Annotated in this window: 24 protein-coding genes and 1 other RNA gene; 10 read left to right on the forward strand and 15 right to left on the reverse strand. The window is 64.6% G+C overall.

The genetic code is table 11. From position 1 onward, the window contains the following. Positions 1 to 156 precede the first annotated feature (156 nt). Together JANGC3_RS0113615 and lgt are read left to right on the forward strand one after the other, a co-directional pair. On the forward strand, positions 157 to 1,059 hold the full coding sequence (locus tag JANGC3_RS0113615; RefSeq protein ID WP_017877042.1) for a LysR family transcriptional regulator: 903 nt from the start codon (positions 157 to 159) through the stop codon (positions 1,057 to 1,059). Beyond that, positions 1,053 to 1,868 (forward strand): prolipoprotein diacylglyceryl transferase, encoded by an 816-nt coding sequence (gene lgt, locus JANGC3_RS0113620; RefSeq protein ID WP_017877043.1) that lies wholly within the window; start codon positions 1,053 to 1,055, stop codon positions 1,866 to 1,868. The genes JANGC3_RS0113615 and lgt overlap by 7 nt, the downstream gene beginning before the upstream one ends. 14 nt (positions 1,869 to 1,882) lie before the next feature. Here the strand turns inward: lgt and JANGC3_RS0113625 are convergent, their stop codons facing one another. The 10 genes from JANGC3_RS0113625 to JANGC3_RS0113665 form a co-directional block, all read right to left on the reverse strand. Beyond that, entirely contained in the window at positions 1,883 to 3,229 is a 1,347-nt protein-coding gene (locus JANGC3_RS0113625; protein ID WP_017877044.1) for a flavin monoamine oxidase family protein, read from the reverse strand. Positions 3,230 to 3,375: 146 nt separating this feature from the next. Next, a complete protein-coding gene (locus JANGC3_RS0113630; RefSeq protein ID WP_017877045.1) occupies positions 3,376 to 5,058 on the reverse strand; it encodes a long-chain-fatty-acid--CoA ligase in 1,683 nt (560 codons plus the stop codon). Positions 5,059 to 5,259: 201 nt separating this feature from the next. After that, a complete protein-coding gene (locus JANGC3_RS0113635) occupies positions 5,260 to 5,778 on the reverse strand; it encodes a thioesterase family protein (RefSeq protein WP_017877046.1) in 519 nt (172 codons plus the stop codon). 37 nt (positions 5,779 to 5,815) lie between these two features. Then, entirely contained in the window at positions 5,816 to 6,637 is an 822-nt protein-coding gene (locus tag JANGC3_RS0113640) for an enoyl-CoA hydratase/isomerase family protein (protein WP_017877047.1), read from the reverse strand. Positions 6,638 to 6,720: 83 nt separating this feature from the next. Next, positions 6,721 to 7,647, reverse strand: coding sequence for a diiron oxygenase (locus JANGC3_RS0113645; protein WP_157406617.1), 927 nt, complete (start codon positions 7,645 to 7,647; stop codon positions 6,721 to 6,723). Between the two features lie 73 nt (positions 7,648 to 7,720). After that, a complete protein-coding gene (locus JANGC3_RS0113650; protein ID WP_017877049.1) occupies positions 7,721 to 8,242 on the reverse strand; it encodes a hypothetical protein in 522 nt (173 codons plus the stop codon). A 59-nt stretch (positions 8,243 to 8,301) separates the two neighbouring features. Further along, positions 8,302 to 8,766 (reverse strand): EVE domain-containing protein, encoded by a 465-nt coding sequence (locus tag JANGC3_RS0113655; RefSeq protein ID WP_017877050.1) that lies wholly within the window; start codon positions 8,764 to 8,766, stop codon positions 8,302 to 8,304. 130 nt (positions 8,767 to 8,896) lie between these two features. After that, a non-coding RNA gene (gene ssrS / locus JANGC3_RS31595) (6S RNA) lies at positions 8,897 to 9,076 on the reverse strand. Between the two features lie 47 nt (positions 9,077 to 9,123). Then, the gene (locus tag JANGC3_RS0113660; RefSeq protein WP_017877051.1) at positions 9,124 to 9,435 is read right to left on the reverse strand and encodes a cell division protein ZapA; all 312 of its coding nucleotides are present in this window, start codon (positions 9,433 to 9,435) and stop codon (positions 9,124 to 9,126) included. Continuing rightward, the gene (locus tag JANGC3_RS0113665; protein ID WP_017877052.1) at positions 9,435 to 9,671 is read right to left on the reverse strand and encodes a hypothetical protein; all 237 of its coding nucleotides are present in this window, start codon (positions 9,669 to 9,671) and stop codon (positions 9,435 to 9,437) included. Before JANGC3_RS0113665 ends, JANGC3_RS0113660 begins: the two co-directional genes overlap by 1 nt. A 496-nt stretch (positions 9,672 to 10,167) precedes the next feature. Between JANGC3_RS0113665 and groES the strand changes: the two genes are divergently transcribed. The 3 genes from groES to JANGC3_RS0113680 all read left to right on the forward strand — a co-directional run bounded on the left by groES (position 10,168) and on the right by JANGC3_RS0113680 (position 12,873). Then, a complete protein-coding gene (gene groES / locus JANGC3_RS0113670; RefSeq protein WP_026132958.1) occupies positions 10,168 to 10,458 on the forward strand; it encodes a co-chaperone GroES in 291 nt (96 codons plus the stop codon). Between the two features lie 49 nt (positions 10,459 to 10,507). Continuing rightward, positions 10,508 to 12,157: a chaperonin GroEL gene (groL, locus tag JANGC3_RS0113675; RefSeq protein ID WP_017877055.1), complete on the forward strand. Its 1,650-nt coding sequence runs from the start codon at positions 10,508 to 10,510 to the stop codon at positions 12,155 to 12,157. Between the two features lie 209 nt (positions 12,158 to 12,366). Next, positions 12,367 to 12,873: a hypothetical protein gene (locus JANGC3_RS0113680; RefSeq protein ID WP_232429702.1), complete on the forward strand. Its 507-nt coding sequence runs from the start codon at positions 12,367 to 12,369 to the stop codon at positions 12,871 to 12,873. Positions 12,874 to 12,885: 12 nt separating this feature from the next. Here JANGC3_RS0113680 and JANGC3_RS0113685 read toward each other — a convergent pair whose 3' ends face one another. After that, entirely contained in the window at positions 12,886 to 14,124 is a 1,239-nt protein-coding gene (locus JANGC3_RS0113685) for an MFS transporter (RefSeq protein WP_026132959.1), read from the reverse strand. A gap of 35 nt (positions 14,125 to 14,159) precedes the next feature. Continuing rightward, positions 14,160 to 14,648 carry a PadR family transcriptional regulator gene (locus JANGC3_RS0113690; protein ID WP_232429703.1) on the reverse strand — a complete coding sequence of 163 codons (489 nt, stop codon included), beginning with the start codon at positions 14,646 to 14,648 and terminating at the stop codon, positions 14,160 to 14,162. 136 nt (positions 14,649 to 14,784) lie between these two features. Here JANGC3_RS0113690 and JANGC3_RS29290 point away from each other — a divergent pair, with 136 nt between their 5' ends. The 4 genes from JANGC3_RS29290 to JANGC3_RS0113710 all read left to right on the forward strand — a co-directional run bounded on the left by JANGC3_RS29290 (position 14,785) and on the right by JANGC3_RS0113710 (position 18,901). Continuing rightward, on the forward strand, positions 14,785 to 15,282 hold the full coding sequence (locus JANGC3_RS29290; RefSeq protein ID WP_081611855.1) for a GNAT family N-acetyltransferase: 498 nt from the start codon (positions 14,785 to 14,787) through the stop codon (positions 15,280 to 15,282). Positions 15,283 to 15,525: 243 nt separating this feature from the next. Next, positions 15,526 to 17,073 (forward strand): POT-type proton-dependent oligopeptide transporter, encoded by a 1,548-nt coding sequence (locus JANGC3_RS0113700; protein ID WP_017877060.1) that lies wholly within the window; start codon positions 15,526 to 15,528, stop codon positions 17,071 to 17,073. Between the two features lie 206 nt (positions 17,074 to 17,279). Further along, positions 17,280 to 18,476: a porin gene (locus JANGC3_RS0113705; protein ID WP_017877061.1), complete on the forward strand. Its 1,197-nt coding sequence runs from the start codon at positions 17,280 to 17,282 to the stop codon at positions 18,474 to 18,476. Between the two features lie 11 nt (positions 18,477 to 18,487). Beyond that, the gene (locus tag JANGC3_RS0113710; RefSeq protein ID WP_017877062.1) at positions 18,488 to 18,901 is read left to right on the forward strand and encodes a hypothetical protein; all 414 of its coding nucleotides are present in this window, start codon (positions 18,488 to 18,490) and stop codon (positions 18,899 to 18,901) included. A gap of 103 nt (positions 18,902 to 19,004) precedes the next feature. On the opposite strand, the gene JANGC3_RS0113715 is transcribed toward JANGC3_RS0113710, so the two are convergent. Both JANGC3_RS0113715 and JANGC3_RS33275 read right to left on the reverse strand, forming a co-directional pair. Continuing rightward, positions 19,005 to 20,636 (reverse strand): alpha-D-glucose phosphate-specific phosphoglucomutase, encoded by a 1,632-nt coding sequence (locus tag JANGC3_RS0113715; protein ID WP_017877063.1) that lies wholly within the window; start codon positions 20,634 to 20,636, stop codon positions 19,005 to 19,007. Positions 20,637 to 20,741: 105 nt separating this feature from the next. Next, positions 20,742 to 20,888 carry a hypothetical protein gene (locus JANGC3_RS33275; protein WP_017877064.1) on the reverse strand — a complete coding sequence of 49 codons (147 nt, stop codon included), beginning with the start codon at positions 20,886 to 20,888 and terminating at the stop codon, positions 20,742 to 20,744. Positions 20,889 to 21,178: 290 nt separating this feature from the next. On the opposite strand from JANGC3_RS33275, the gene JANGC3_RS34330 reads away from it, so the two are divergent. After that, entirely contained in the window at positions 21,179 to 21,379 is a 201-nt protein-coding gene (locus tag JANGC3_RS34330; RefSeq protein WP_442905267.1) for a PepSY-associated TM helix domain-containing protein, read from the forward strand. Here the strand turns inward: JANGC3_RS34330 and JANGC3_RS0113730 are convergent. Beyond that, positions 21,330 to 23,168, reverse strand: a complete 1,839-nt coding sequence (locus JANGC3_RS0113730) for a putative bifunctional diguanylate cyclase/phosphodiesterase (protein ID WP_157406621.1) — start codon at positions 23,166 to 23,168, stop codon at positions 21,330 to 21,332. The two genes, JANGC3_RS34330 and JANGC3_RS0113730, sit on opposite strands and share 50 nt — an antisense overlap. Positions 23,169 to 23,484 lie beyond the last annotated feature (316 nt).

Here is a 23,484-nt window from a genome sequence, read left to right on the forward strand (position 1 = left end):
GCAGTTGCATAGTCGGCGGCCGGCAGCCGGGCTTGTCGCGGTGCGTGTGGGTGTACCAGATTGCCTTGCCGGCGCCGCCCTGTCAAATATATCATTCGCATGACTGTGAGTCGAAAAACATATCACAGGATGAATTATTAATAGAAACGCATATCGATGAACCTTGAGCTGCGCCAATTGCGCTATTTCGTTACCGTCGCCGAGGAATTGCACTTCGGCCGCGCCGCCACGCGCCTGCACATGACCCAGCCGCCGCTGTCGCAAACCATCCAGGCGCTCGAAGAGCTGCTGGGCGCGGCGCTGTTCGTGCGCAGCCGGCGCGAGGTCAGCCTGTCGCCGGCCGGCCAGGCGCTGCTGCCGGAGGCGCGGCGCATGCTGGAACAGTCGCAGCGGCTGCCCGAGCTGGTGCGCCGCGCCGCCGCCGGCGAGGCCGGCCGGCTGTCGCTGGCCTTCGTCTCGTCGGCCGACTACAGCGTGCTGCCGCCGTTCCTGCGCGCCTACCGCGCCGCCTACCCGCAGGTGCAGATCGGCCTGCGCGAGGCCACCTCGGACGTCCAGCTCGACGAATTGCTGCTTGGGCGCATCGACGCCGGCCTGCTGATCCCGCCGCTGCCGGAACGCGCCCGGGTCGAGCTGGACTACCTGCCGGTACTGTCGGAGCCCCTGATCCTGGCGGCGCCGGCGGGGCTGGAGGCGCTCAAGGCGCCCGGGCCGGTGGCGCTGGCGGCGCTACCGCCGCTGGCGCTGATCATTTTCCCGCGGGCCATCGCGCCGGCGCTGCACGACGCCATCGTCGGCGTCTTCCGCGCCGCCGGCATCACGCCGGAGATCGGCCAGGAGGCGATCCAGATGCAAACCATCGTCGGCCTGGTATCGGCCGGCATGGGCATCGCACTTGTGCCACAATCCGTGTCGAACCTGATGCGCCCCGGCGTAGAATACCGACCTCTGGCGGACCCGACCCCGCTGGTCGAAACCGGCCTGGCCTGGCGCCGCGACAACCGCTCGCCGGTGCTGCGGGGCTTTTTGGAATTACTGAGAAAGAATACACAATGCTGATCCACCCGATGCCCGACCCCATCGCCATAGCCATCGGCCCGCTGCAAGTGCACTGGTACGGCCTGATGTACATGGTCGCCTTCGCGCTGTTCATCGCGCTGGGCCGCGTGCGCATCAAGCAGGCGCACATCGCCGCGCAACACTGGACCAAGGAGGACCTCGACGACATGCTGTTCTACGGCGTGCTGGGGGTGGTGATCGGCGGGCGCCTGGGCGAAGTGCTGTTCTACCGCCCCGCCTTCTTCCTGGCCAACCCGCTGGAAATCCTCATGGTCTGGCACGGCGGCATGTCCTTCCACGGCGGCTTCCTCGGCGTCATGCTGTCGATGTGGTTGTGGGCGCGCAAGTCCGGGCGCAATCTGTTCGACGTCTACGACTTCATCGTGCCGCTGGTGCCGCTGGGCTACGCCGCCGGACGCATCGGCAACTTCATCAACGCCGAGCTGCCGGGCCGCACCGCGCCGGACGGTTTGCCGTGGGCCATGCAATGGCCGGGCGTGGCGCTGCCGGTGCACCCGTCGCCGCTGTACCAGGCGCTGGTCGACGGCGTGCTGGTGTTCGCCATCCTGTGGCTGTTTTCGCGCCAGTCGCGCCCGCGCATGGCCGTCGGCGGCATGTTCACGCTGCTGTACGGTTGCGCGCGCTTCTTCACCGAATACTTCCGCGTGCCCGACTACGAGGTCACCTTCGCCGGCATGACGATCAGCTCCGGCCAGATGCTGTCGCTGCCGATGATCGCCGGCGGCCTGCTGATGCTGTTGTGGGCCTACAAGCGCAACGTCACCGGCGGCGCGCCGGCGCGCGCCTAAAAGAGCGAGAGCGCTCAGGCGCGGCGGGCGTGAGCGTGCACCGCCGGGAAACGGGAGTTCACCAGTTCCTCGGCGTAGCGCGCGCTGTGCTCGACGGTTTCAAAGCTGAGCGTGGCGCCGACATAAAACAGCTGGTCCTTGCCTTGCAGCGCCTCGACCCGCTCGTAGAAGCCGTCGCGCAAGGCCGCGCTGCCGACGTGCGGAAAGTAGTCCCATTCCCGGCGCAGGGCCAACGCGCCGAATTGGCCGCCCTGCGCCGCGACGTCCTGCGCCAGCGTGGCGTTGAGCTGGTCGAGCGTGGCCGCCCAGTCGGCCAGTTGCCAGCCGATGTAGGCCGGCACCGAGGGATCGCGGTTGGACCAGGCGTTGACGTGGTTGGCGCGCGCGGCGTGCGCATTACCGTGGAAGAAAAGAAATTCGCCGGTGGCCAGGCCGGTCGCGCTGAACAGGTTGACGACATAGCGGTGGCTGCGCACTTGCGAAAACAGCGCCTCCTCCTCCTCGTCCAGGCGCAGGAAATGGCCCACCACATTGAGCGGCGCGGAAACGATCAGCGCGTCGAATTCGTATTGCCGGCTGCCGTTGACGGTCACTTGCAGCGGGCCGCCGGCGCGCCGCGCATCGCGGGCAACGGCGGTCACGTCGGCGCCCAGTTGCACGTCAAGGTCCCCGGCCAGCGCGTCCCATATCCCTTGAAAGCCGTTCGGGAACATATAAAACGCGCCCGGCTCCAAACCGTTCGGACCGCCCGGCTTGAGCAGCCAGCCAATCAATTTCATGAAATACAGCGCCGGCGTGCTGTCGTAGTAGCCGTAGCCGAAGCCTATCAGCGCGCTGCGCGCCTGCTCGGCGACCGCGGTGAAGCCGTGTTTCGCGGCAAATTGGTCGAACGGCAGGTACAGGTCGCTCGGCAGCGAGGCGAAACCATTCTGGCCGACGGCGCCAAAGCGCTCCAGCGCGGCCGCGTAGTGGCGCACCGCCGAGGCGATCTCGTCGGCGCTGTAGCGGCTGGCCAGGAAGGCGGCGCCGGCATGGCGCCCGCCGTGTTCGTCAAGGATGTTCTGGCCCACCGCGTACGGCGCGTACGGGATGCCGTAGCGGTCGGCCAAGCCCAGCACCAGCTTGCATTCGGTCGAGGCCAGCACCGCGCCCAGCTCGGCCACGGCCGCGCCCCGGCGCAGCGAATGGACCTTGCCGCCGACCCGCTCGCTCTTTTCAAAGACCGTCACGTTGTCGTAGCCCAGCCGGCGCAGACTGTCCGCCGCCGTCAACCCCGACGGGCCGGCGCCGACCACGGCAATACGGGACGACCTGGATGGCGGCGCCGCCGCGCCGCCGTTGAACTGTTCGCCGAATACCATTTCTGGCTCCTTTATCGAGTTGTTTTGCCGGATAGCTAAGCCGTTTTGTGACGCCGGTCTTGCACCTGCGAGATTGCGCCCATGCCGGGCGCGCAAAAAAACCGCCCGCTGCCAGGCGGTCCGCCGCACGCGGCAAGCCGGCCGTTTTACGCGGCTTTCTTCTCGTCGCGCAATTCGCGCCGCAAAATTTTGCCGACGTTGGTCTTCGGCAGTTCCTCACGGAATTCGATAAATTTCGGTTTCTTGTAGGCGGTAAATTGCGTTTTGCAAAAGTCCATCAACTGCTCGGCCGTCAGCGCCGGATTCCTGCGCACCACGAACAGTTTGATCGCCTCGCCGGAATGCTGGTCGGGCACGCCGATGCAGGCGCATTCGAGCACGTCGGGATGGCCGGCGATGACGCCTTCGATTTCGTTCGGGTAGACGTTGAAGCCGGACACCAGGATCATGTCCTTCTTGCGGTCGACGATGCGGGTATAGCCGCGTTCGTCCATGATGCCGACGTCGCCCGATTTGAAGTAGCCGTCGGCCGTCATCACCTTCGCCGTTTCCTCCGGATTGTTCCAGTAGCCGGCCATCACCTGCGGCCCGCGAATCGCGATTTCGCCGGGCTGTCCCTGCGGCACCGGCAGGCCGTCGTCGTCCAAAATGGCGATTTCGGTCGACGGAATCGGCAAGCCGATGGTCCCGGAGAAGGCGGTGGCGTTGGCCGGGTTGCTGGTCGCGCCGGGCGAGGTTTCAGACAGGCCGTAGGCTTCCAGGATGGGGCAGCCGGTCACTTTCAGCCAGCGTTCGTTGACCGCCTGCTGCACCGCCATGCCGCCGCCCAGCGAAATCTTCAGCGCGGAAAAATCGAGGCTAGCGAAGTCGGCGTTGTTGAGCAGGCCGTTGTACAAGGTATTCACGGCGGGCAACATGTTGAACTTGTATTTGCGCAGTTCCTTGACGAAGCCCGGGATGTCGCGCGGATTCGGGATCAGGATGTTCATGCCGCCCCAGCGCGTGCCCATCAGGCTGCACGCGGTCAGCGCGAAGATATGGTACAGCGGCAGCGCGCAGACGATGGTTATCGCCTCGACCCGTGGCGCCTTGTCCAGCGCCGGCTGGATCCACACGTCGTTTTGCAGCACGTTGGCGATCACGTTGCGGTGCGTCAGCGTGGCGCCTTTCGAGACGCCGGTGGTGCCGCCGGTGTATTGCAGGAAGGCGACGTCGGCGTGGTTCAGCTCGACCTTGGCCAGCGGCATGCGCGCCCCCTGCGACAGCGCCTGCTTAAAACCGACCGTGTTCGGCAGCGCGAACGCCGGCACCATCTTCTTCACGTTGCGCACCACGAAGTTGACGACCGCGCCTTTGAGCGCGCCCAGCATTTCGCCCATGTTGGCGACGATCACATGCTTGATCCCGGTCTTGCCCAGCACCTGCTCCAGCGTGGTGGCGAAATTTTCCAGGATGATGATGGCTTCGGCGCCCGAGTCGCGCAACTGGTGTTCCAGTTCGCGCGGCGTGTACAGCGGATTGACATTGACGACGGCAAAACCGGCGCGCAGGATGGCGGCGACGGCGATCGGATATTGCAGCACATTGGGCATCATCACGGCGACGCGCGCGCCCTTTTGCATGCCCCGGCTCTGCAACCAGGCCGCCAGCTTCTTCGAATAGTCGTCCAACTGGGCGTAGGTGAGGAAGGTATCCATGCACACGTAGGCGTTGCGCGACGCGAACTTTTCGAACGATTCTTCCAGCAAGTGCACCAGCGAGCGGTACTGCGCGGGATCGATTTCTGCCGGAACGCCCTGCGGATACGATTTCAACCAGATTTTTTCCATCGTCTGCCTCATGTTTTAATTGTAGTGGAGCGGAGTATTGGCAAATGAATGCCAAGTAAAATCCGTCAAATAAAAGAACGAGTGTTCTATTTATTTACCGTCAATCTTATCGATTCGCACGATTGTTAGCAAGTTCTCAATGGAAATGACAGCCAGACGTGGTATCAACCAGACAAAATTCGGACGCGACCTTGATCTAGCTCAAACACGCACTAGCCGGTCCGCTTCGATCCACGCCAGCACCGAGGCGGGAAACGGCGGAGAACCGGCCTTCTGGCCCAGCGCCGCATAGGTCTGCTCGCTGCTGACGATGCCTCCACTGCCGACTATCGCGCCCTTCGCGTGGCCCTGCGCCATGACCTGCCCCCCCTGCAAGAACTCGAAACGCATATAACTCCAGCGCGCGTCCCAGCAAGGCATCGAAAAGCGCAGCGTGTAGCGCCGGAACGGTTTCAAGCCGCGGCGGAAGGAAATCAGCGAACCGCCCAGCATCGGGCGCCAGCCGTGTCGCCACGCCAGTTTCAGGAAGCCGGCGCGGCTCAGGTATTCGACCAGGGCCAGGTCGATGATGGTCATGTAGCGCCCGTTGTTCATATGGCCGTTCAAGTCCAGATCGTTGGGCCAGACCCGCAGCGTCATCTCGATCGTGTCGCCGATCAGGATGGGCGGCTTGAAGCGGGCGCGCCACCAGACCCACAGCAGGCGGAAATACAGATTCATCGGCGCGGCCCCCTCGGGCAGGCCATCCGGCGCGCCGTCATGCCGGGATCGCGGCGGCGGCGCCGGCCGGACGGGCGACGCCGGCGTCGGGCCGCGGACCTTGCAGTTTGCGCTTGATCGCGCCGGCAACCTGCCGCAGCGCGGCCTGGGTGCGCGGTTCCAGGAAGGCGTCGACAAAGGCCGCCACCGGCAGCGCGTCGACGTCGGCGAAGGCGTCGCGCAGGTCGGCGCGGGCGATCGCGCGGGTCGACAGCATCGCGTGGCGCGGCAGGGCCAGCAGGCTGAGCAGCTTGTCCCTGGCGCGCGCCACCACCTCGTCCGGCGCCGCCAATTCGTCCACCAGGCCCAGCGCCAGCGCGCGGGCCGGGTCCAGCAGGCTGCCGGACACCAACATACGCTCGGCGCCCAGCGGTCCGACCGCGCGCCGCAGCGCCAGTTGGAAACAGTCCGGCAGCGTGACGCCGGCGCGCACTTCGTTGAGGCCGATGCCCCAGTCGCCGCGCGCCATGATGCGGTAGTCGGAAAACAAGGCCAACAAGGTGCCGGCGGCAACACAGTGGCCGCCGATGGCCGCCACCACCGGCATGGGTGCCAGCGCCATGCGCGCGGCCAGCGTAAACACCTCGGTCCAGTAATCGCGCACCGCCGCCGCGTCGCCGTCGAGCAGGGCAATGACGTCGATGCCGGAGGAAAAGATGCCGGGCACGCCGGACAGGATGACGCCTTGCCGGCCGGCGGCGGTGGCGTCGCTGAAGGCGCTGTTGAGCGCACGCAGCGACGCCACGTCCATCGCGTTCACCGGCGGCGCCGCGAGCCGGAATTCGACGATGTGCTCGCCGTGCGGGATGATGTCTATCATTTGATCCACCAATTAAAAACGTTGAGTTGTGCGGGGAAACGGAGCGCGGCGCGCGGCGGCGCCACGGCCTAGGCGAATCCGGTTTAATCGATGATTTTGTATTTCTGGCACCATTCGCGCACGTCGCGGAAGCGCGCCTCGTTCAGCCGCAGGTTGTTCGGCGAATTGCGGATCTCCTTGATTTTTTCGGTGTCGCCGATCGCGATCGGAAACTCGAAGGAGGTGAAGCGGGCGATTTCCGGCATGTAGGTATATTCATCGAGCAGGAACACGTAACCCTTCTTGAAAAAATCGCTGACTTCATCGATTTCGCCCGCCGGCGCGTTGGCGAAGTAGTTTTCGGCGACGTGGCGCGCGAAGGCGATATGCCGCAATTCTTCCGTGTGGTGTTCGCGGAACATGGTTCGCGTCAGCGGGTCGATGATGTCGTGCTGGGTCTGGTAGATCGAATTCAGCTCGGCGAACCACTCGATCAGCAAATTCCAGATAATCCCGTAGACCGGATGTTTGCCGGCCAACTGGTCTTCGAATTTCGAGAAATTCGGGATGTTTTCGGGATGGCTCCACAACGGCAGTTTTGCCGTCTCCAGATAGCGCCGGAACATCAGCGTATGGACGATTTCCTCGCGCGAAAAGATCATCAGATATTCGCGCACATCGTCGGACAGGCCGCCATGGTATTTATTCACATAGCCGACATACAACTCCGGCAAGGATTGCTCCAGCCAGATGAAATAGGACACGTCCCTTGCCGTTTCAAGCCACAGCACTTCGCTGCGCTGCGCCGGGGTCAGCGCGTCCCAGTACGGGGTGCCGTACAACCACCCGGCTTCTTCAATTTTGGGTGGCTTGTTCAAATCGACGCCATCAGCCCACGGCACGACGGTATCGAGTTGCAATAACTTGCGGTGCGACGCGTTAATCAAAGTCTTAACTGTCTTATGGCTCTTTTCATTCAATACCATTGGATTTTGTTTATAAACTTCCACTGCACTGGCCTCTGTATTCATTCAAGATCTCCGGTTAGTTATTCCGCCTTGTTTAGCGGAAAATTTATAATTGAGTCTTGATGGTACTGAGGTTTCATCGACTATTCAATGGAGGAAATCCACTATACCGGTATTGATCTAGATCAAGGTATGGCCCGATCGGTCGGCAACAATGTCCGTCCGTTTTCCGCGTTGGCGCGACCTCGTGACGCAGCAGTTGGCGCATCACCTGGTCGGCGTCGTCGTTCGGGAAGCAGCCGGCAAAGCCGATCAGGTGTACCGGCTGGCCTGGGAAGGCGTTGACGATATGCCGCCCAGGATAAACGTGGCCCGAGCTGGGCGGGTCGGCGCCGAAGATGGCGCGCGCCACCTCGGTGCGCCCGGCCCCCATCGGACCGGCAAAGCCGAGGATTTCGCCTTGCTTGGGCGTGACATCAAGCGGGCCGAAAACGCCGGCGCGGGCTAGGCCGGCGGCGCGCAACAGGGTCGTGTCGGTGGCAATGGGATTACGTTCGGGGAATTTTTCCTCCAATGCGCGCCCGACCATTTTCGATACGATGTCGTCGATGGCGATATCGCGGAAAGCGTCGGTGCCGACGTATTTTCCGTCGCGCATTACCGTCACCCGACGAGTCAACAACGTTCAGTTGTGCGCCGCGGCATTGGCAGCGAAGCTCAGTGCGACTGGAGGCGCGCGACGATCAGGTCCCACTGGGCCGGGGTGACGGGGGTGATCGACAGGCGGCTGCCTTTTTTGAGCAGCAGCATATCTTCCAGTTCCGGGATGTGGCGCAGCTCGGTCAACGGCAGCAGGCGCGTCTTGCGCGTGCCGCGCACGTCCACGCTGATCCAGCGCGGCTGCTCCGGCGTCGCCTTCGGGTCGAAATATTTGCCGCCGGCCTCGAACTGGCTGGCGTCGGGGTAGGCCACGCTGGCCACCTCGGCCAGACCGGCGATGCCTGGCTGCGGGCAGCTGGAGTGGTAGAACAGCACGCCGTCGCCGAGCTGCATGCCGTCGCGCATGAAGTTGCGGGCCTGGTAGTTGCGCACGCCAAACCATGGCACGGTGTGCGCCGGCGCCGCCATCACGTCGTCGATGCTGACTTCGTCGGGCTCGGATTTCATCAACCAATATTGCATGCGGGTGGACTCCTGGGTGGAAGATAGTGCGCGGTCGCCTTGGTTTGACTGTAAGCCGGCGGCGAGCACCAAAATACGCGGACGTAAAAAAGCGGCTGCGCATCGGGTGATGAAGCAACCGCTCTGAATGAGGAACCCCGCATGTGCCGTTATGCCGGCATCCCGAACCAAACGGTTCAAGGTGGTCACAGTTAGTTCAATTTCGGGTTCGTCGGACTAGCGACGCTCACTCCCATCAAACAAAATTCCGCAACCGGTGCACATAAATGGTTCAAGGAATATATGGCAATCGCGAACACTGCAGGGTAGTGCCGAAGTTTACTCTTATGCCCACGCATGTCAAACGTATTTCGTTGATTAAAACAGATTTTCCTGCGGCGTCAGGGCGTCGTCGAGCACCGCGTGCATGGCACCCAGTTTTTCCTTGACTTCCAAAATGCTGAACTCGGACAGTGGCCCCTGCGGCGATTTGGAGGACAGGAACTCCGCCGCCACGCCCAAGGCGGCCAGCACCGCGATGCGGTCGTTGCCCTTGATTTTGCCGGCGTCGCGGATCGCCGTCATTTTGCCGTCGAGGAATTTGGCCGCTTCGCGCAATGCCCTTTCCTCGCCTTCCTTGCACACCATGCGGTAGGGCTGTCCCATGATCGTGACGTCCAAATGGGTCATCAAGCGTCCTTCTCTTCAGCGGCTTCGGCCAGTCCGGCCTGGACCAGTTCGGGAATTTTTTCAAGCAGGGACTCGACCCGCAGATGCGCCTCGCTGATGCGCTGCAGATACACCGCGTTTTCGGCGCCCAGCGCCGCGTTAGCCAGGCGCAACTCGGCGTTCTCGCGGCGCAGCGCGTGCGTCAGCTCGGCCAGCAAGTCGATTTTTACGGATAGGTCTTGGAATTCGGAAATCATCCCGTCACTATAGGGAACAGCTCTAAAGGCGTCAATCGAATCGCACCACTGTTACCGATATTTACAATAATACATTAAAAATTTCTTTCGTGGCAACTTTTTAGCCGCCGGCCCTCCGCCCCGCCGCGTTTTCATTGTCCTTTGCCGCCCGCCTGCCCGCCGACGACGCGGCGCCGCGCCTGCCGGCGGGCATCCCTGTCGCGCCGGTCTATACCGCCTTCGCGGCACGCTACGCCCGGGCGGCGCGTTTGCGTTGGCGCAACGGCTGTGCATTTGCGGCCCGAAAAACCGTCTATCGATATGAAATAAATGTGTGCACCCTTGAAATACCCCCATACCGTCCCTATAATTGGCACTCGTTAGTAGAGAGTGCTAACAACTCTTTCTCGCCGCGGCAAGCTTGCTTGTTACGGTAATCGACTGAAGACGGGCGTGGCCACAGGCCGGTCTCGTAATCATTTAGCAACATCTATCCATTGAACTTAAGGAGTTTTGTATGAATCTTCGCCCTTTGAACGATCGTGTCATCGTCAAACGCCTCGACCAAGAGACCAAAACTGCGTCCGGCCTCATCATTCCAGATGCAGCTGCTGAAAAACCGGATCAAGGCGAAGTACTCGCCGTAGGCAATGGCAAGATTCTGGACGACGGCAAAGTGCGTCCTTTGGATGTCAAAGTCGGCGACCGCGTCCTGTTCGGCAAATACGCCGGCCAGACCGTCAAGGTCGACGGCGACGAACTGCTGGTGATGCGCGAAGAAGACATCATGGCGATCGTCGTCCGCTAAGCGGCTCGCATCGCTTCCGATACATTCACGAAATTCAGGAGAAACAAACATGGCAGCTAAAGAAGTAGTATTCGGCGACGCAGCGCGCGCCAAAATGGTTGAAGGCGTCAACATCCTTGCCAACGCAGTCAAAGTCACCCTGGGCCCGAAAGGCCGCAACGTCGTGCTGGAGCGCTCGTTCGGCGCCCCTACCGTCACCAAGGACGGCGTCTCGGTTGCCAAAGAGATCGAACTGAAAGACAAGCTCATGAACATGGGCGCGCAAATGGTCAAGGAAGTTGCTTCCCGCACCAGCGACAACGCCGGCGACGGCACCACCACCGCCACCGTTCTGGCTCAGGCAATCGTGCGCGAAGGCATGAAATTCGTCGCCGCCGGCATGAACCCGATGGACCTGAAGCGCGGTATCGACAAAGCTGTTGCGGCGACCGTCGAAGAGCTGGCCAAGATCTCCCGTCCTTGCACCACCACCAAAGAAATCGCCCAAGTCGGCGCGATCTCGGCGAACTCGGACTACTCGATCGGCGAGCGTATCGCTGAAGCGATGGAAAAAGTCGGCAAGGAAGGCGTTATCACCGTTGAAGACGGCAAATCCCTGAACGACGAGCTGGACATCGTTGAAGGTATGCAATTCGACCGCGGCTACCTGTCGCCTTACTTCATCAACAACCAAGAGAAGCAAGTTGCCATCCTGGACAATCCATTCGTCCTGCTGTGCGACAAGAAGATCTCGAACATCCGCGATCTGCTGCCGGTACTGGAACAAGTCGCTAAAGCCGGCCGTCCACTGCTGATCATCGCCGAAGACATCGAAGGCGAAGCGCTGGCCACCCTGGTTGTGAACAACATCCGCGGCATCCTGAAAACCTGCGCAGTAAAAGCACCAGGCTTCGGCGACCGCCGCAAAGCCATGCTGGAAGACATCGCTGTCCTGACCGGCGGCCAAGTCATCGCTGAAGAAGTCGGCCTGACGCTGGAAAAAATCACCCTGGCCGAACTGGGCCAAGCCAAGCGTATCGAAGTCGGCAAGGAAAACACCATCGTCATCGACGGCGCCGGCGAAGCTGGTTCGATCGAAGCGCGCGTCAAGCAAGTGCGCGTGCAGATCGAAGAAGCGACCTCGGACTACGACCGTGAAAAACTGCAAGAACGCGTGGCCAAACTGGCCGGCGGCGTTGCCGTGATCAAGGTTGGCGCAGCCACCGAAGTCGAAATGAAAGAAAAGAAAGCCCGCGTTGAAGATGCACTGCACGCCACCCGCGCTGCCGTGGAAGAAGGTATCGTTCCTGGCGGCGGCGTTGCCCTGCTGCGCGCGCGTGCCAACATCACCGTCAAAGGCGACAACCCGGATCAAGAAGCGGGTATCAAGATCGTTCTGCGCGCAATGGAAGAGCCACTGCGCATGATCGTTCAAAACGCCGGCGAAGAAGCTTCGGTTGTGGTTGCCGCCGTGTTGGCTGGTTCGGGTAACTACGGTTACAACGCGGCCAACGGCACCTACGGCGACATGGTTGAAATGGGCGTTCTGGACCCAGCCAAAGTGACCCGTTCGGCGCTGCAAAACGCCGCTTCGATCGCTTCGCTGATGCTGACGACCGACTGCATGGTCTGCGAAATCTCGGACGACAAAGCAGGCGGCGGCATGGGCGGCGGCATGGGCGGTATGGGCGGCATGGGCGGTATGGACGGCATGATGTAATGCCAGCCCGATGAGCGCGCCGGCGACGGCGCCTCGTCAACGCTAAAAAAGCCCGCAAGGTTCGCGCCTTGCGGGCTTTTTCTTTGTCTCGACGGTGGCGAATATGTGCTGCCCGCCGCAAAAGCAGAGGGCGCGCCGGGGCCGCTTGTTGCCGGTCGCCGGCCTTTGCTTTAGTATGGCCGCCACATCATCCAACAAGGCTAACGAGCATGCCGCAACGCCCATCTTCATCGTCGAAAACCACCGTGATTGTCGGCGTACTGGCCGGTCTGCTGGGAGCGGGTATCGGCGCCTATTATCCGCGGCGCCCGGCGCCGGCGGACGCGCCGACGCAAGCTCAGCGAGCGGCGTCCGCCCCCAAGGCAGGCGCCGTGGCCGGCCGCAGCAAGGAGCAGGCGTCGAAGGCCTTGATGGCGCTGCCGGAACTGCAAGCGTGGTCGGCCTTCATCGAGAAGAACTCGGGCGGCGCCGCCCATGGCGCGCTGATCGAGTACGACCTGACGCCGCGCCTCATCAACGGCAAGCGCTACTGGCAACTCAGCTTCGTCGAAAACAGCGCGGAAGCGGCGCACCGCTGGGAAAGCTTCCTGGTCGCCAGCGGCAGCGACGAGATCCTGGTCGAGGACCCGGCGTCCGACGAGCCGCTGAGCCTGGAACGCTGGCGCCGCGAAAAACAGCCGATGCGCCGGCGCGGCGGCGTCGCCGCGCCGCTCTAGTGTGCTAGCGTTCTAGGCCGGCTTCACCGCCCGCGGCGCCTGCGCCACGCCCTGCACCCGTCCCACCCACCACACCGTCAACAGCGTCAGCGCCGCGGCGACCCAGCCGTTGACGCCGTAGCCGCCGATGTGGCCGGCGCTGTCGGTGTGCAACGTCAAGCCGCCAACCCATGCGCCCAGGCCGCTGCCCAGTTGCTGGACCGCCGAGCCGGCGCTGAGAAAGGCGCCGCGCCGCGCCGGCTCCGGTATCGTCGTCATCAAGGCCTGCAACGGAATGTTGCGCCCCGAAATAGATACCATGAAGAAGGGGAAGAAGGCGATCAGCGCCAGCAGCGGCAGCTGCGGCAAATGGGTCATGCACAGGATAGGCAGTATCGAGAACAGCGCGACCCAGCGGTAAACCCGCGCTTTGCCGTAGCGGTCCGACCAGACGCCGATGCGGCGCGCGGTAAACAGCGTGGCGGCGCCGCCGGCCAGGTAGATCCAGGTGATGTCGGCCGGGGCGACGCCCAGGTTGCTGACGATCACCGGCGAGATGAAGGGAATGATCAGCATCGCGCCGGCCATCGACAGGCCCGACAGCAGGAAGGCGCTGAGATGGCGTGGCACTGTGAACAGCGCCAGCAGATTCGGCAGGGCCTGGGCCAGCGTCGCCGGCTTGGCGCCGCGGTGCGCGGTCAGCGCCGGCAAGACCCGCGCCGCGCCGATCCAGATCAGCACCGACAACAACACCAGCAGGTAGAACGGCGAGGCCCAGCCGAAGTGCGCCGCCAGCACCACGCCGATCGGCACGCCGGCCACCGCGGCCAGGCTGAACGAGGTCATGACGACGCCGGTCGCGGCGCCGCGCCGCTCGGCCGGAATGATGTCGCCGATGATGGCCATGATAATCGAACCGAGCACGCCGCCGGTCAGGCCGGCGAAGGCGCGCGAGAGCACCAGCACGTGGAAATTGGGTGCCATCGCGCAGGCCAGGTTCGACAGCGTGAACAGGCAGAACATCGACAACAACAATTTCTTACGGTCGAAGCGGTCGATGTAGGTTGCCGCGAACAGGCCGGACAGGCCGGCGCACCAGGCGTAGGCCGACACCGCGCCGGCGACGGCGGCCGGCGAGATCGCGAACGCCCGCATCAATTGCGGCGCCAGCGGCATCATCACCATGAAATCCATGATGACGGTAAATTGCGTCAGGGCCAGCAGCCACAACAGGGCGCGCTCGCGCCCGGGGGAAAGGGGAAGGGTCGTCATATTTTTTTGCTTGGTTGGAATTGGTTTGTTTGACATTAATCGAGTTGTTCGATGTCGGCGGCGGCGCGGCGCAAAATCGCCCGCACGCCGGCCAGCCGCGCCTCGCTCGCTTGCTCCGTGCGCACCCGCGCAATCACCACCGCCTTCAATTCGTGCATCAGTTGGCGCAAGTCGTCGCCGCCCTCCGGTGGCGCCGCCATGCGCGCCAAAATGGCGTCGACGAACTGGCGGTTGTCGTCGAGGAAGGTTTGCCCTTCCGGGGTGATGCTGTGCAGCTTCTTATTACCGTCCAGCTCGGCCGAGACGTGGCCAAGGTCGAGCAACATCGACAGCAGCGGGTAGATCGCACCGGGACTGGGCGCGTAGCTGCCGCCGGCGCGTTGTTCGATTTCCTTGATGATTTCGTAGCCGTGGCGCGGTTTCTCGGCAATCAGTTGCAGCACCACGTAGCGCATCGCGCCGGCGTCGAAGCGTTTCGGGCCGCGTCCGCCGCCGTGCGGCTGGGAGTGTAGGTGCGCCTGCATGCGGTGTTGTCCGCGAAAAAAATGAAACATGTAAACCTCCATAAGATATATCGCAATAAGATATATCTTAACTGGTAATTTTCATTTTTCAAGCTTTTTTTGCAAGCCGTCTTGCAACGCTTCTATAATTGCCGACATGACCTCATTGACCCTCCGCCAACTCGGCCCCGACGATCTGGACGCCTACCGCGCGCTGCGGCTGGCCGGCATTCTGGAGGCGCCGGCCGCGTTTTGCACCACCCACGCGGCGGAAAGCGCGGTGCCGTTGGAGCGCATGCGCCAGCGTCTGGTGCACACGGCGTACCAGCGCATGTTCGGCGCCTTCCACGACGGACGCCTGGTCGGCTGCGCCGCGCTGTCGCGCGAGCCGATCGCGCTCATCCACGACCGCGCCAATATCTGGGGCGTGTACGTGGCGCCCGGCGCCCGCGGCGGCGGGCTGGCGCGGCAATTGATGCACGCCTGTATGGCGCACGCGGCGGCGACCGGCGAGCTGCGCACGCTGACGCTGTCTGTGCGCCGCGGCAACGACGTCGCCGAGGCGCTGTATGCCAGGCTGGGCTTCGCCGTCGTCGGCGCGTCGGACGATGGCGAGCAGCTGCGGATGGCGATGGCGCTGCCCCCCCGCGCGTGAATCCGCCCTTTCCCTGAAGAAGCGCAAAGCCCGTCCCTGGCGAACCGGCGAAAATACCGCGAATTCTCAAAAATACTGTCATCCCGGAATCGTTTTGCGGTATATATGCAGGCGATGGTACGCAAACGACGTCGACAGACGAATTTCCGTTGCCAGCAAACGCACTTCCGCTTCGTATCGCGGATAAATAAAAAACCTGGAGAACCAATGTCACAGTTGGAAACAAAAGATGGAATGGGGCCGATGCCCCGCCAAATTCCCTACATCATCGTCAACGAGATCTGCGAGCGCTTCAGCTTTTACGGCATGCGCAACGTCCTCACGCCATTTCTGATCAGCACGCTACTCATGTTCATGCCGCTGGCCGACCGCGCCGGCGAAGCCAAGCACGTGTTCCACACCTTCGTCATCGGCGTGTATTTCTTCCCGCTGCTGGGCGGCTGGCTGGCCGACCGTTATTTCGGCAAGTACAACACGGTTTTCTGGCTCAGCCTGGTCTACTGCGCCGGCCACGCCTGCCTGGCCTACTTCGAGGCCAACATCAACGGTTTCTATTTCGGCTTGTTCCTGGTGGCGCTGGGTTCGGGCGGCATCAAGCCGCTGGTGTCGTCCTTCGTCGGCGACCAGTTCGACCGCGGCAACAAGGGCAAGGCCAAGCTGGTCTACGACATGTTCTACTGGAGCATCAACTTCGGCTCCTTCGGCGCCTCGCTGCTGATCCCCATCCTGCTGCGCGACTACGGCCCGGCGCTGGCCTTCGGCGTGCCCGGCGTGCTGATGTTCATCGCCACCATGGTGTTCTGGCTCGGCAAGAAGAAATACGTCCACGTGGCGCCGGCCCAGGCCGACCCCGACTCGTTCACCAAGGTCGCCCGCACCGCCCTGTTGGCCGCCAAACCGGGCCAGGCCCGGCCCGGGCTGAGCGTGGCCCGCCTGGGCATGGCCGGCGCCATCGTCTGCCTGTGCATGACGCCGAAATGGGGCTTCGTCATCGCCGCCTGCAGCGCGCTGGTGCTGCTGCTGGCCTGCGGCGGCGTCGGCACGGCGATGCAGATCGAGCGCGCTCGCGGCGCCCACCCCGACCACGCGGTCGAGGGCGTGCGCGCGGTGCTGCGCATCCTGATCGTCTTCGCGCTGGTCACGCCATTCTTCTCGCTGTTCGACCAGAAGGCCTCGACCTGGGTGGTGCAGGCGACCGCGATGGACAAGCCGAGCTGGTTCCTGCCGGCGCAAATGCAGGCGCTCAACCCCTTGCTGGTGATGTTGCTGATTCCCTTCAACAACCTGTTGCTGTACCCGCTGGTGGCGCGCATGGGATTCAACGTCACGCCGCTGCGGCGCATGACGGCCGGCATCGGCTTTTCGGCACTGTCCTGGGTCGTCATCGGCGCGATCCAGATGAAGATGGACGGCGGCGAGCACATGTCGATCGTCTGGCAGATCCTGCCTTACATGCTGCTGACGATGGGCGAGGTATTGGTGTCGGCCACCGGCCTGGAGTTCGCCTACAGCCAGGCGCCGGCGTCGATGAAGGGCACCATCATGAGTCTGTGGTTCCTGTCGACCACGGTGGGCAACCTGTGGGTGCTGATCGTCAACGCCGGCGTCAAAAACGACGCCGTCAACGCGTATATCCAGACCACCGGCTTTAGCGTGACCGCCTTCCAGATGTTCTTCTTCGCCGCCTTCGCGGCGCTCGCCATGCTGGCGTTCGGCTGGTACGCCAAACGCTACCGCATGGTCGACAACTACCGCGGCGTCCCGGCCGCCGCCGCCCTCGCCACGGCGTAACACGCCGGCCGCGCCGCGCTAAACTTTGTTCCCCATTTACAACGTTTAGCGCGGAATTAGACTGTTTTGCCTACCCAAACCCCTCCGTACTGGTCCACACTGTTCCACAGCGCAACATAACTGGTGCAACCAGATGCGCCGTTCCGACGCCGCCGCACAGCGGCCGGGGCAACATGTATCCATTCGTACATTCCTGGAGGGAATCAATGAACACACTCGCACGCTCAACCGTATCGCTGGCGGTCCTGGCCGCCTGCGCGCTGCCGGCCCAGGCGGCCGACGGCCCCGTGGTCACCGTCAGCGGCTTCGGCACGGCGGCCCTGACCATGACCGACAACGAGCGGGCCGAATACGCCCGGCCGAACCAGGTCGCCGGCGCCAAAAAGGACCCGCGCACCGGCGTCGATTCGAATCTCGGCATCCAGGCCACGGCCAAATTCAACGACCGCCTGTCGCTGACCGGCCAGGGCCTGGTGCGCAAATACGCCACCGACCATTTCGGCGCGGAACTGGCCTGGGCCTTCGCCAAATACAAGCTGTCGGACGACTTCAACGTGCGCGTCGGGCGCATCGGCCTGCCGGTCTATATGATCTCGGACTTCCGCAACGTCGGCTACGCCAACACGATGATACGGCCGCCGGCCGAGGTCTACCGCCAGGTCACCGCCGACTATTTCGACGGCGTCGACCTGATCTACCAGCGCTCGTTCGACGACACCACCGTCACCGCGCAGTTCGGCCTGGGCCAGTCCAAGGCGCGCCAGCCGAACAACGCCCGCATCGAATACAAGCCGGTGACGGCCTTGCACGTGCTGCTGGAAAACGGCCCGTTCACCTTGCGCTTCGGCCGCGCCGACGCCACGTTCTCGGTGCGCGACAACGCCAGGCTGAACGGCCTGCTGGCCTCGCTGCGCAAATTCGGCCAGGGCGCGGTGGCCGACCAGCTCGACGTCAACGACGTGAAAGGCTCGTTCACCTCGCTCGGCTTCGGCCTCGACTACAAGAACTTCCTGGTGCAATCCGAGTACGCCGTGCGCAAGACCGAGTCGCGCGCGGTGATGGACACCAGCTCGTGGTACGCGATGTTCGGCTACCGCTACGGCACCGTCACGCCGTACTACTATTACGGCGACATCAAGCAGGACAGCGCGCGCGGCTTCCCCGGCATGCCCGCCGCCGGCCCGCTGGCGGCGCTGACCGCCGGCGCCAACTCGGTCGCCAAGGCCGCGCTGCAGTCGACCCAAGCGGTTGGCCTGCGCTGGGACTTCCACAAATCGGCCGCGCTGAAGGTGCAGATCGACCGCGTCAAACCGCGCGACGGCGCCGGCGCCTTCGTCAACGCCGCGCCGGGCTTCACCGGCCCGGTCAATGTGTATGCCGCCGGCATCGACTTCGTCTTCTGAGGAAAACAGACATGAGAATCAAAATCGACACGCTGCTGGTGTTGACCGGCCTATGCCTGGGCAGCCTGCCCGTTTTCGCGACCGAAATCGCGGTGATCGTCAACCCGAAAAACCCGGCCACGCGCATGTTCAGCGAACAGGCCGGGCAGTTCTTCATCGGCAAGTCAAACCAGTTCACGCCGGTCGAGCACAACGAGGGCGCCGCGCTGCGCGCCGAGTTCCATCAAAAGGTGTTGGGCAAGGAGCCGGCGCAAGTGAAGGCGATCTGGTCCAAGCTGGTGTTTACCGGCAAGGGCCAGGCGCCCAGGGAATACGCCTCCAGCGCCGAGGTGAGGAAGGCGGTCGCGGCCGATCCGAGCGCGATTGGCTACATTGAAAAATCGGCCGTCGACGATAGCGTGAAAGTGATTTTATCGGTGCCGTAAGGGCGCCGGCAAGCCGACAAGGGCGTCCCGCGGGGCGCCTTTTTCATTTCTTTGCCTGTGCTTTGGCCTGACGTTCGCGGCGCGCCGACGCCGCGCGCCGGCCTCAGGTGGTCACGCTGGGACTGCTGCGGCCGGTGGTGGCGGCGATGCCGGCGACGCTGTCGGCCAGCGCGATCAAGCCCGCCAGCGCCAGCTGCGTCGGCATGTGGTGCGCCGCCGGGTCGGCTTCGTAGCGCTCCAAATACAGCCGCAGCGTGGCGCCCTCGGTGCCGGTGCCCGACAGGCGCAGCACCACGCGCGAGCCGTCCGTCATGACCAGGCGCACGCCCTGCCGGCTCGACACCGACCGGTCGACCGGGTCGGTGTAGGCGAAGTCGTCGGCCAGTGCGATCGTGTAGCCGCCCAGCGTTTGCCCGGCCAGTTGGTCCAGCTTGCCGCGCAAGCCCAGCATCAGCGCGTCGGCGGCGGCGCTGTCGACGCCCTCGTAGTCGTGGCGCGAATAATAATGGCGCCCGAAGCGCTGCCAGTGCCGCTGCACCAGTTGCGTCACGCTGGCGCCGCTGGCCGCCAGCAAGTTGAGCCAGAACAGCACCGCCCACAGGCCGTCCTTTTCGCGCACATGGTCGGAACCGGTGCCGTAGCTCTCCTCGCCGCACAGCGTGACCATGCCGGCGTCGAGCAGGTTGCCGAAAAATTTCCACCCTGTCGGCGTTTCGTAGCAGGGTATGCCGAGCGCGGCGGCCACCGCGTCGGCCGCGCGCGAGGTCGGCATCGAGCGGGCGATGCCCTTCAGCCCGGCGCGGTAGCCCGGCGCGACGGCGGCGTTGGCGGCCAGGATCGCCAGGCTGTCCGACGGCGTCACTTCGATGCCGCGCCCGACCACCATGTTGCGGTCGCCGTCGCCGTCGGAGGCGGCGCCGAAGTCGGGCGCGTCGGGCGCCGCCATCAGCGCGACCAGCTCGGCGGCGTTGACCGGGTTCGGGTCCGGGTGGCCGCCGCCGAAGTCTTCCAGCGGCACCGCGTTGATGACGCTGCCGGCCGGGGCGCCCAGCTCGCCCTCGAGGATCGCCCGCGCGTACGGGCCGCAAACCGCGTGCATGCCGTCGAAGCGCATCGTGAAGCCGCCGGCGAACAGCGCCCGGATGGCGTCGAAGTCGAACAGGCCGCGCATCAGCTCGGCGTAGTCGGCGACCGGGTCGATCACCTCGACCAGCATGGCCTCCAGGTGCGCCGCGCCGACGCGGTCGAGATCGACGGCGGCGCCGTCGCTGATGCGGTAGCGCTCGATGGCGGTGCTGCGCAGGTAGACCGCCTCGGTGAATTTTTCCGGCGCCGGGCCACCGTTGGCGATGTTGTATTTGATGCCGAAGTCGCCGTCCGGTCCGCCCGGGTTGTGGCTGGCCGAGAGCACGATGCCGCCCAGCGCCGCGTGCTTGCGCACCACGCAACTGAGCGCCGGCGTCGACAGGATGCCGCCGCGCCCCACCAGCACCCTGGCGTAGCCGTGCGCCGCCGCCATGCGCAGCACGGTCTGCACCGCCGCGCGGTTGTGGTAGCGGCCGTCGCCGCCCAGTACCAGCGTCTGGCCGCCGCAATCGCCCAGCGTGTCGAACACGCTTTGCACGAAGTTTTCAAGATAGCCGGCTTGCTGGAATACCCGCACTTTCTTGCGCAATCCCGAGGTGCCCGGGCGCTGGTCGGCGAACGGGCTGGTGGCGATGGTCTGGATGGTCATACTGGCTCCGCGTCAATGTCCGGTGGGGCGGCGGCGGCGGCCGCCGCGCGCGTCAAAGCGCATCATACATATCAAAAATGACATGCGGCTTTCAATTGGCTAGGACTACCCGTTTATACCGGCGCCGCGGCCAGCCAGGTCGATGCCCAGCCACTGTTCCCATACCACGCGGGCGCCGCGTCGCCTCGACATGTCGATGCGCGACACGCCGCCGTCGGTCAGCGTGGCCACGCGCCGGCGCATGGACGACATGGGCCTGAACAGCCTGGCCGACGTGCTGGGGCAAAGCACCGGCGCGGCGGTGCGGGAACTCGACAGCGAACGCATCAACTTCACCCCGCTCCCCTCCGACCACCCTTTGCCGGCGGCGCTGACGGCGCTGCTGGCGCGGGCAGACGCCGACACTGGTCGATCACGCTGCCCAGCGCGCGCCAGCCGGCCACCCGCATCTCTGGGAGCGATCCGGCCGCGCCCGGCGCCGCCAGGGAAAAGCGCCGCGCGCAACCCGCGGCGGCGCGTTCTTCTACCGCCTGCATTTCGACCTGCACTACCGGCCCGCCATCTGGCCGCGCTGGATCGTCGGCTTGTGCGCCATGTTCATGCTGGTCTCCATCGCCAGTGGCGTGATCACGCACAAGCGCATCTTCAAGCGCTTGTCCACCTTCCGGCGCGCCAGCCTGGCCTGGCTCAAGCTTACACCGAGGGCTGCAAGCTCAGGCCGGGAAATCTCTGCTGGCTCTTGACCAGGCCGTCGATGTCGGCCGGCGCCACCGCCCGGCTCAGGTAGAAGCCGAAGGCCTCGTCGCACTCCATCGCCACCAGCTGGGCCAGCTGGTCGGCGGTTTCGACGCCGCCGGCGACCACCCGCATGTTCAGCGTATGCGCCATCGCCACCATGGCGCGCACCATCGCGCCATGGTCGGCGCCGCCGGCCGGGTCGGGCCGGCGCAGGTCGTCGATGAAGCATTTCTCGATCTTGACGGCGTCGGCCGGGAAGCGCCGCAGGTAGCTCAGCGAGGTGTCGCCGGTACCGAAATCGCTGATCGAGATACCCATGCCGAGCTGCTTGAACTGGCGCAGCGTGCTTTCGCAGTCTTGGTTCTTGTCGATCAGGATCGCCGCCGCGATCTCCAGCTCGATGAAGCGGCCCGGCACGCCGGCGGCGTCGAGGATGGCGCCGAAACTGTGCACGATGTCGGTCTGGTAGAACTGCCGCGCCGACAGGTTGACCGACACCGTCAGCGGCTGGCCCTGGTCGATCCAGCGCCTAGCCTGGGCCGCCGCCTCGGCCAGCACCCAGGCGCCGACCGGCAGGATCAGCGCGCGCTGCTCGAGGATCGCCAGGAAGTCGAGCGGCATCACCAGCCCCAGCTTCGGATGGCGCCAGCGCAGCAGCGCCTTGACGCCGGTGATGCGCTGCTGGCGCAGGTCCATGCGCGGCTGGTAGTACAGCACGAATTCCTGGCGCTCCAGCGCGTGGCGCAGCTCGGCGTCGAGGATGGCCTGCGAATAGCTCGGCGTGCGCAGGCCGGGCGCGTAGCGCACGCAGCTGCCCGGCGCCCGCCGCTTGGCCGCGTACATCGCGATGTCGGCCTTTTCGATCAGCTGGTGGACGTCGTCGTCGTCGTCCGGGTAAATCGCCACGCCGACGCTGGCGCGCACCGACAGGCTGTATTCGCCGATGATAAAGGGCGGCTTGACGGCGCTGGCGATTTTCTCGGCGACCCGCTCGGCGTCCTGCGGCGTGCGCATTTCCGTCAGCAGGATGATGAACTCGTCGCCGCCCTGGCGCGCCACCGTGTCGACCTTGCGCATGCACTGCTGCACGCGCTGGGCGAACTGCACCAGCACCTGGTCGCCGACGTCGTGGCCGAGGCTGTCGTTGATGCCCTTGAAGCGGTCGATGTCGACAAACAGCACCGCCAGCATGCCGCGGTGCCGCTTGGCGTAGGCGATGCCGTGCTCGAAGCGGATCTGGAAGTGCAAGCGGTTCGGCAGCCCGGTCAGGCCGTCGTGGTGGGCGATGAATTCCAGGTGCGCCTCGGCGCGGCGGCGCGCCGAGACGTCTTGCAGCAGCATCACCGCGCCCGGCCGCGGCGCCGCCGGCGCCAGCGGCGCGCAGCTGTACTGCACGTCGATGCGCTTGCCGTCGCCGCGGCGCAGCAGCACCGCGCCGCGCGCCGCCTCCAGCTCCTCGCCGCTGCGCATGCAGTCGAGGATGTGCTGGCGCGCGTCGAGCGCCACGCCGTCCTGGTACACCGCCAGCAATTCGCCGACGGACAGGCCGGCGCCGGCGCCGAGGGCGTAACCGGTCATCGCCTCGGCACGCTGGTTGAGGTAGCGCACCGCGCCCTGCGGGTCGGTGCCGATCACCGCCGCCGGCATCGCGTGCAGCAGCGCCAGCGCGGCGTCGAGCTGGCGTTGCAGCGCCGCGCATTGCAGGCGCGCGCGCTGCCACAGCAGCGCCTGGCGCCAGTGGTAGGCTAGCAGGGCCGCCAACAACAAGCCCAGCAACAGCGGCGCGGCATTCATGCGCCGCGCCGGCGGCAAGATGGTGGCAACATGACTCCCCTTTCGTCGCGCCGGACGGCGCCGGCGGACCACGCGATGTGTGTCCGAGAGGAAATAATATAAGAATCGCGGCGGCGCCGCGGCGCTCGTTGCGCGGCGCTTGACGGGTGTCAAGCGCCCTGCAACGTTGGCCTGGAGCAGCGCGGCTCGCTTCGGCCAACATGGTCGGATTACGCCGACCTACGACGCGCTAACCGCGGCCGGCCAGCGCTTCGGCTCGCGCAGCAACTGGTACATCACGTCGGTGTCGACATCGCCTGGCTCGGCACGCCGGTAG

The sequence above is a fragment of the Janthinobacterium sp. CG3 genome, assembly GCF_000344615.1.
GTDB lineage: Bacteria > Pseudomonadota > Gammaproteobacteria > Burkholderiales > Burkholderiaceae_D > Janthinobacterium.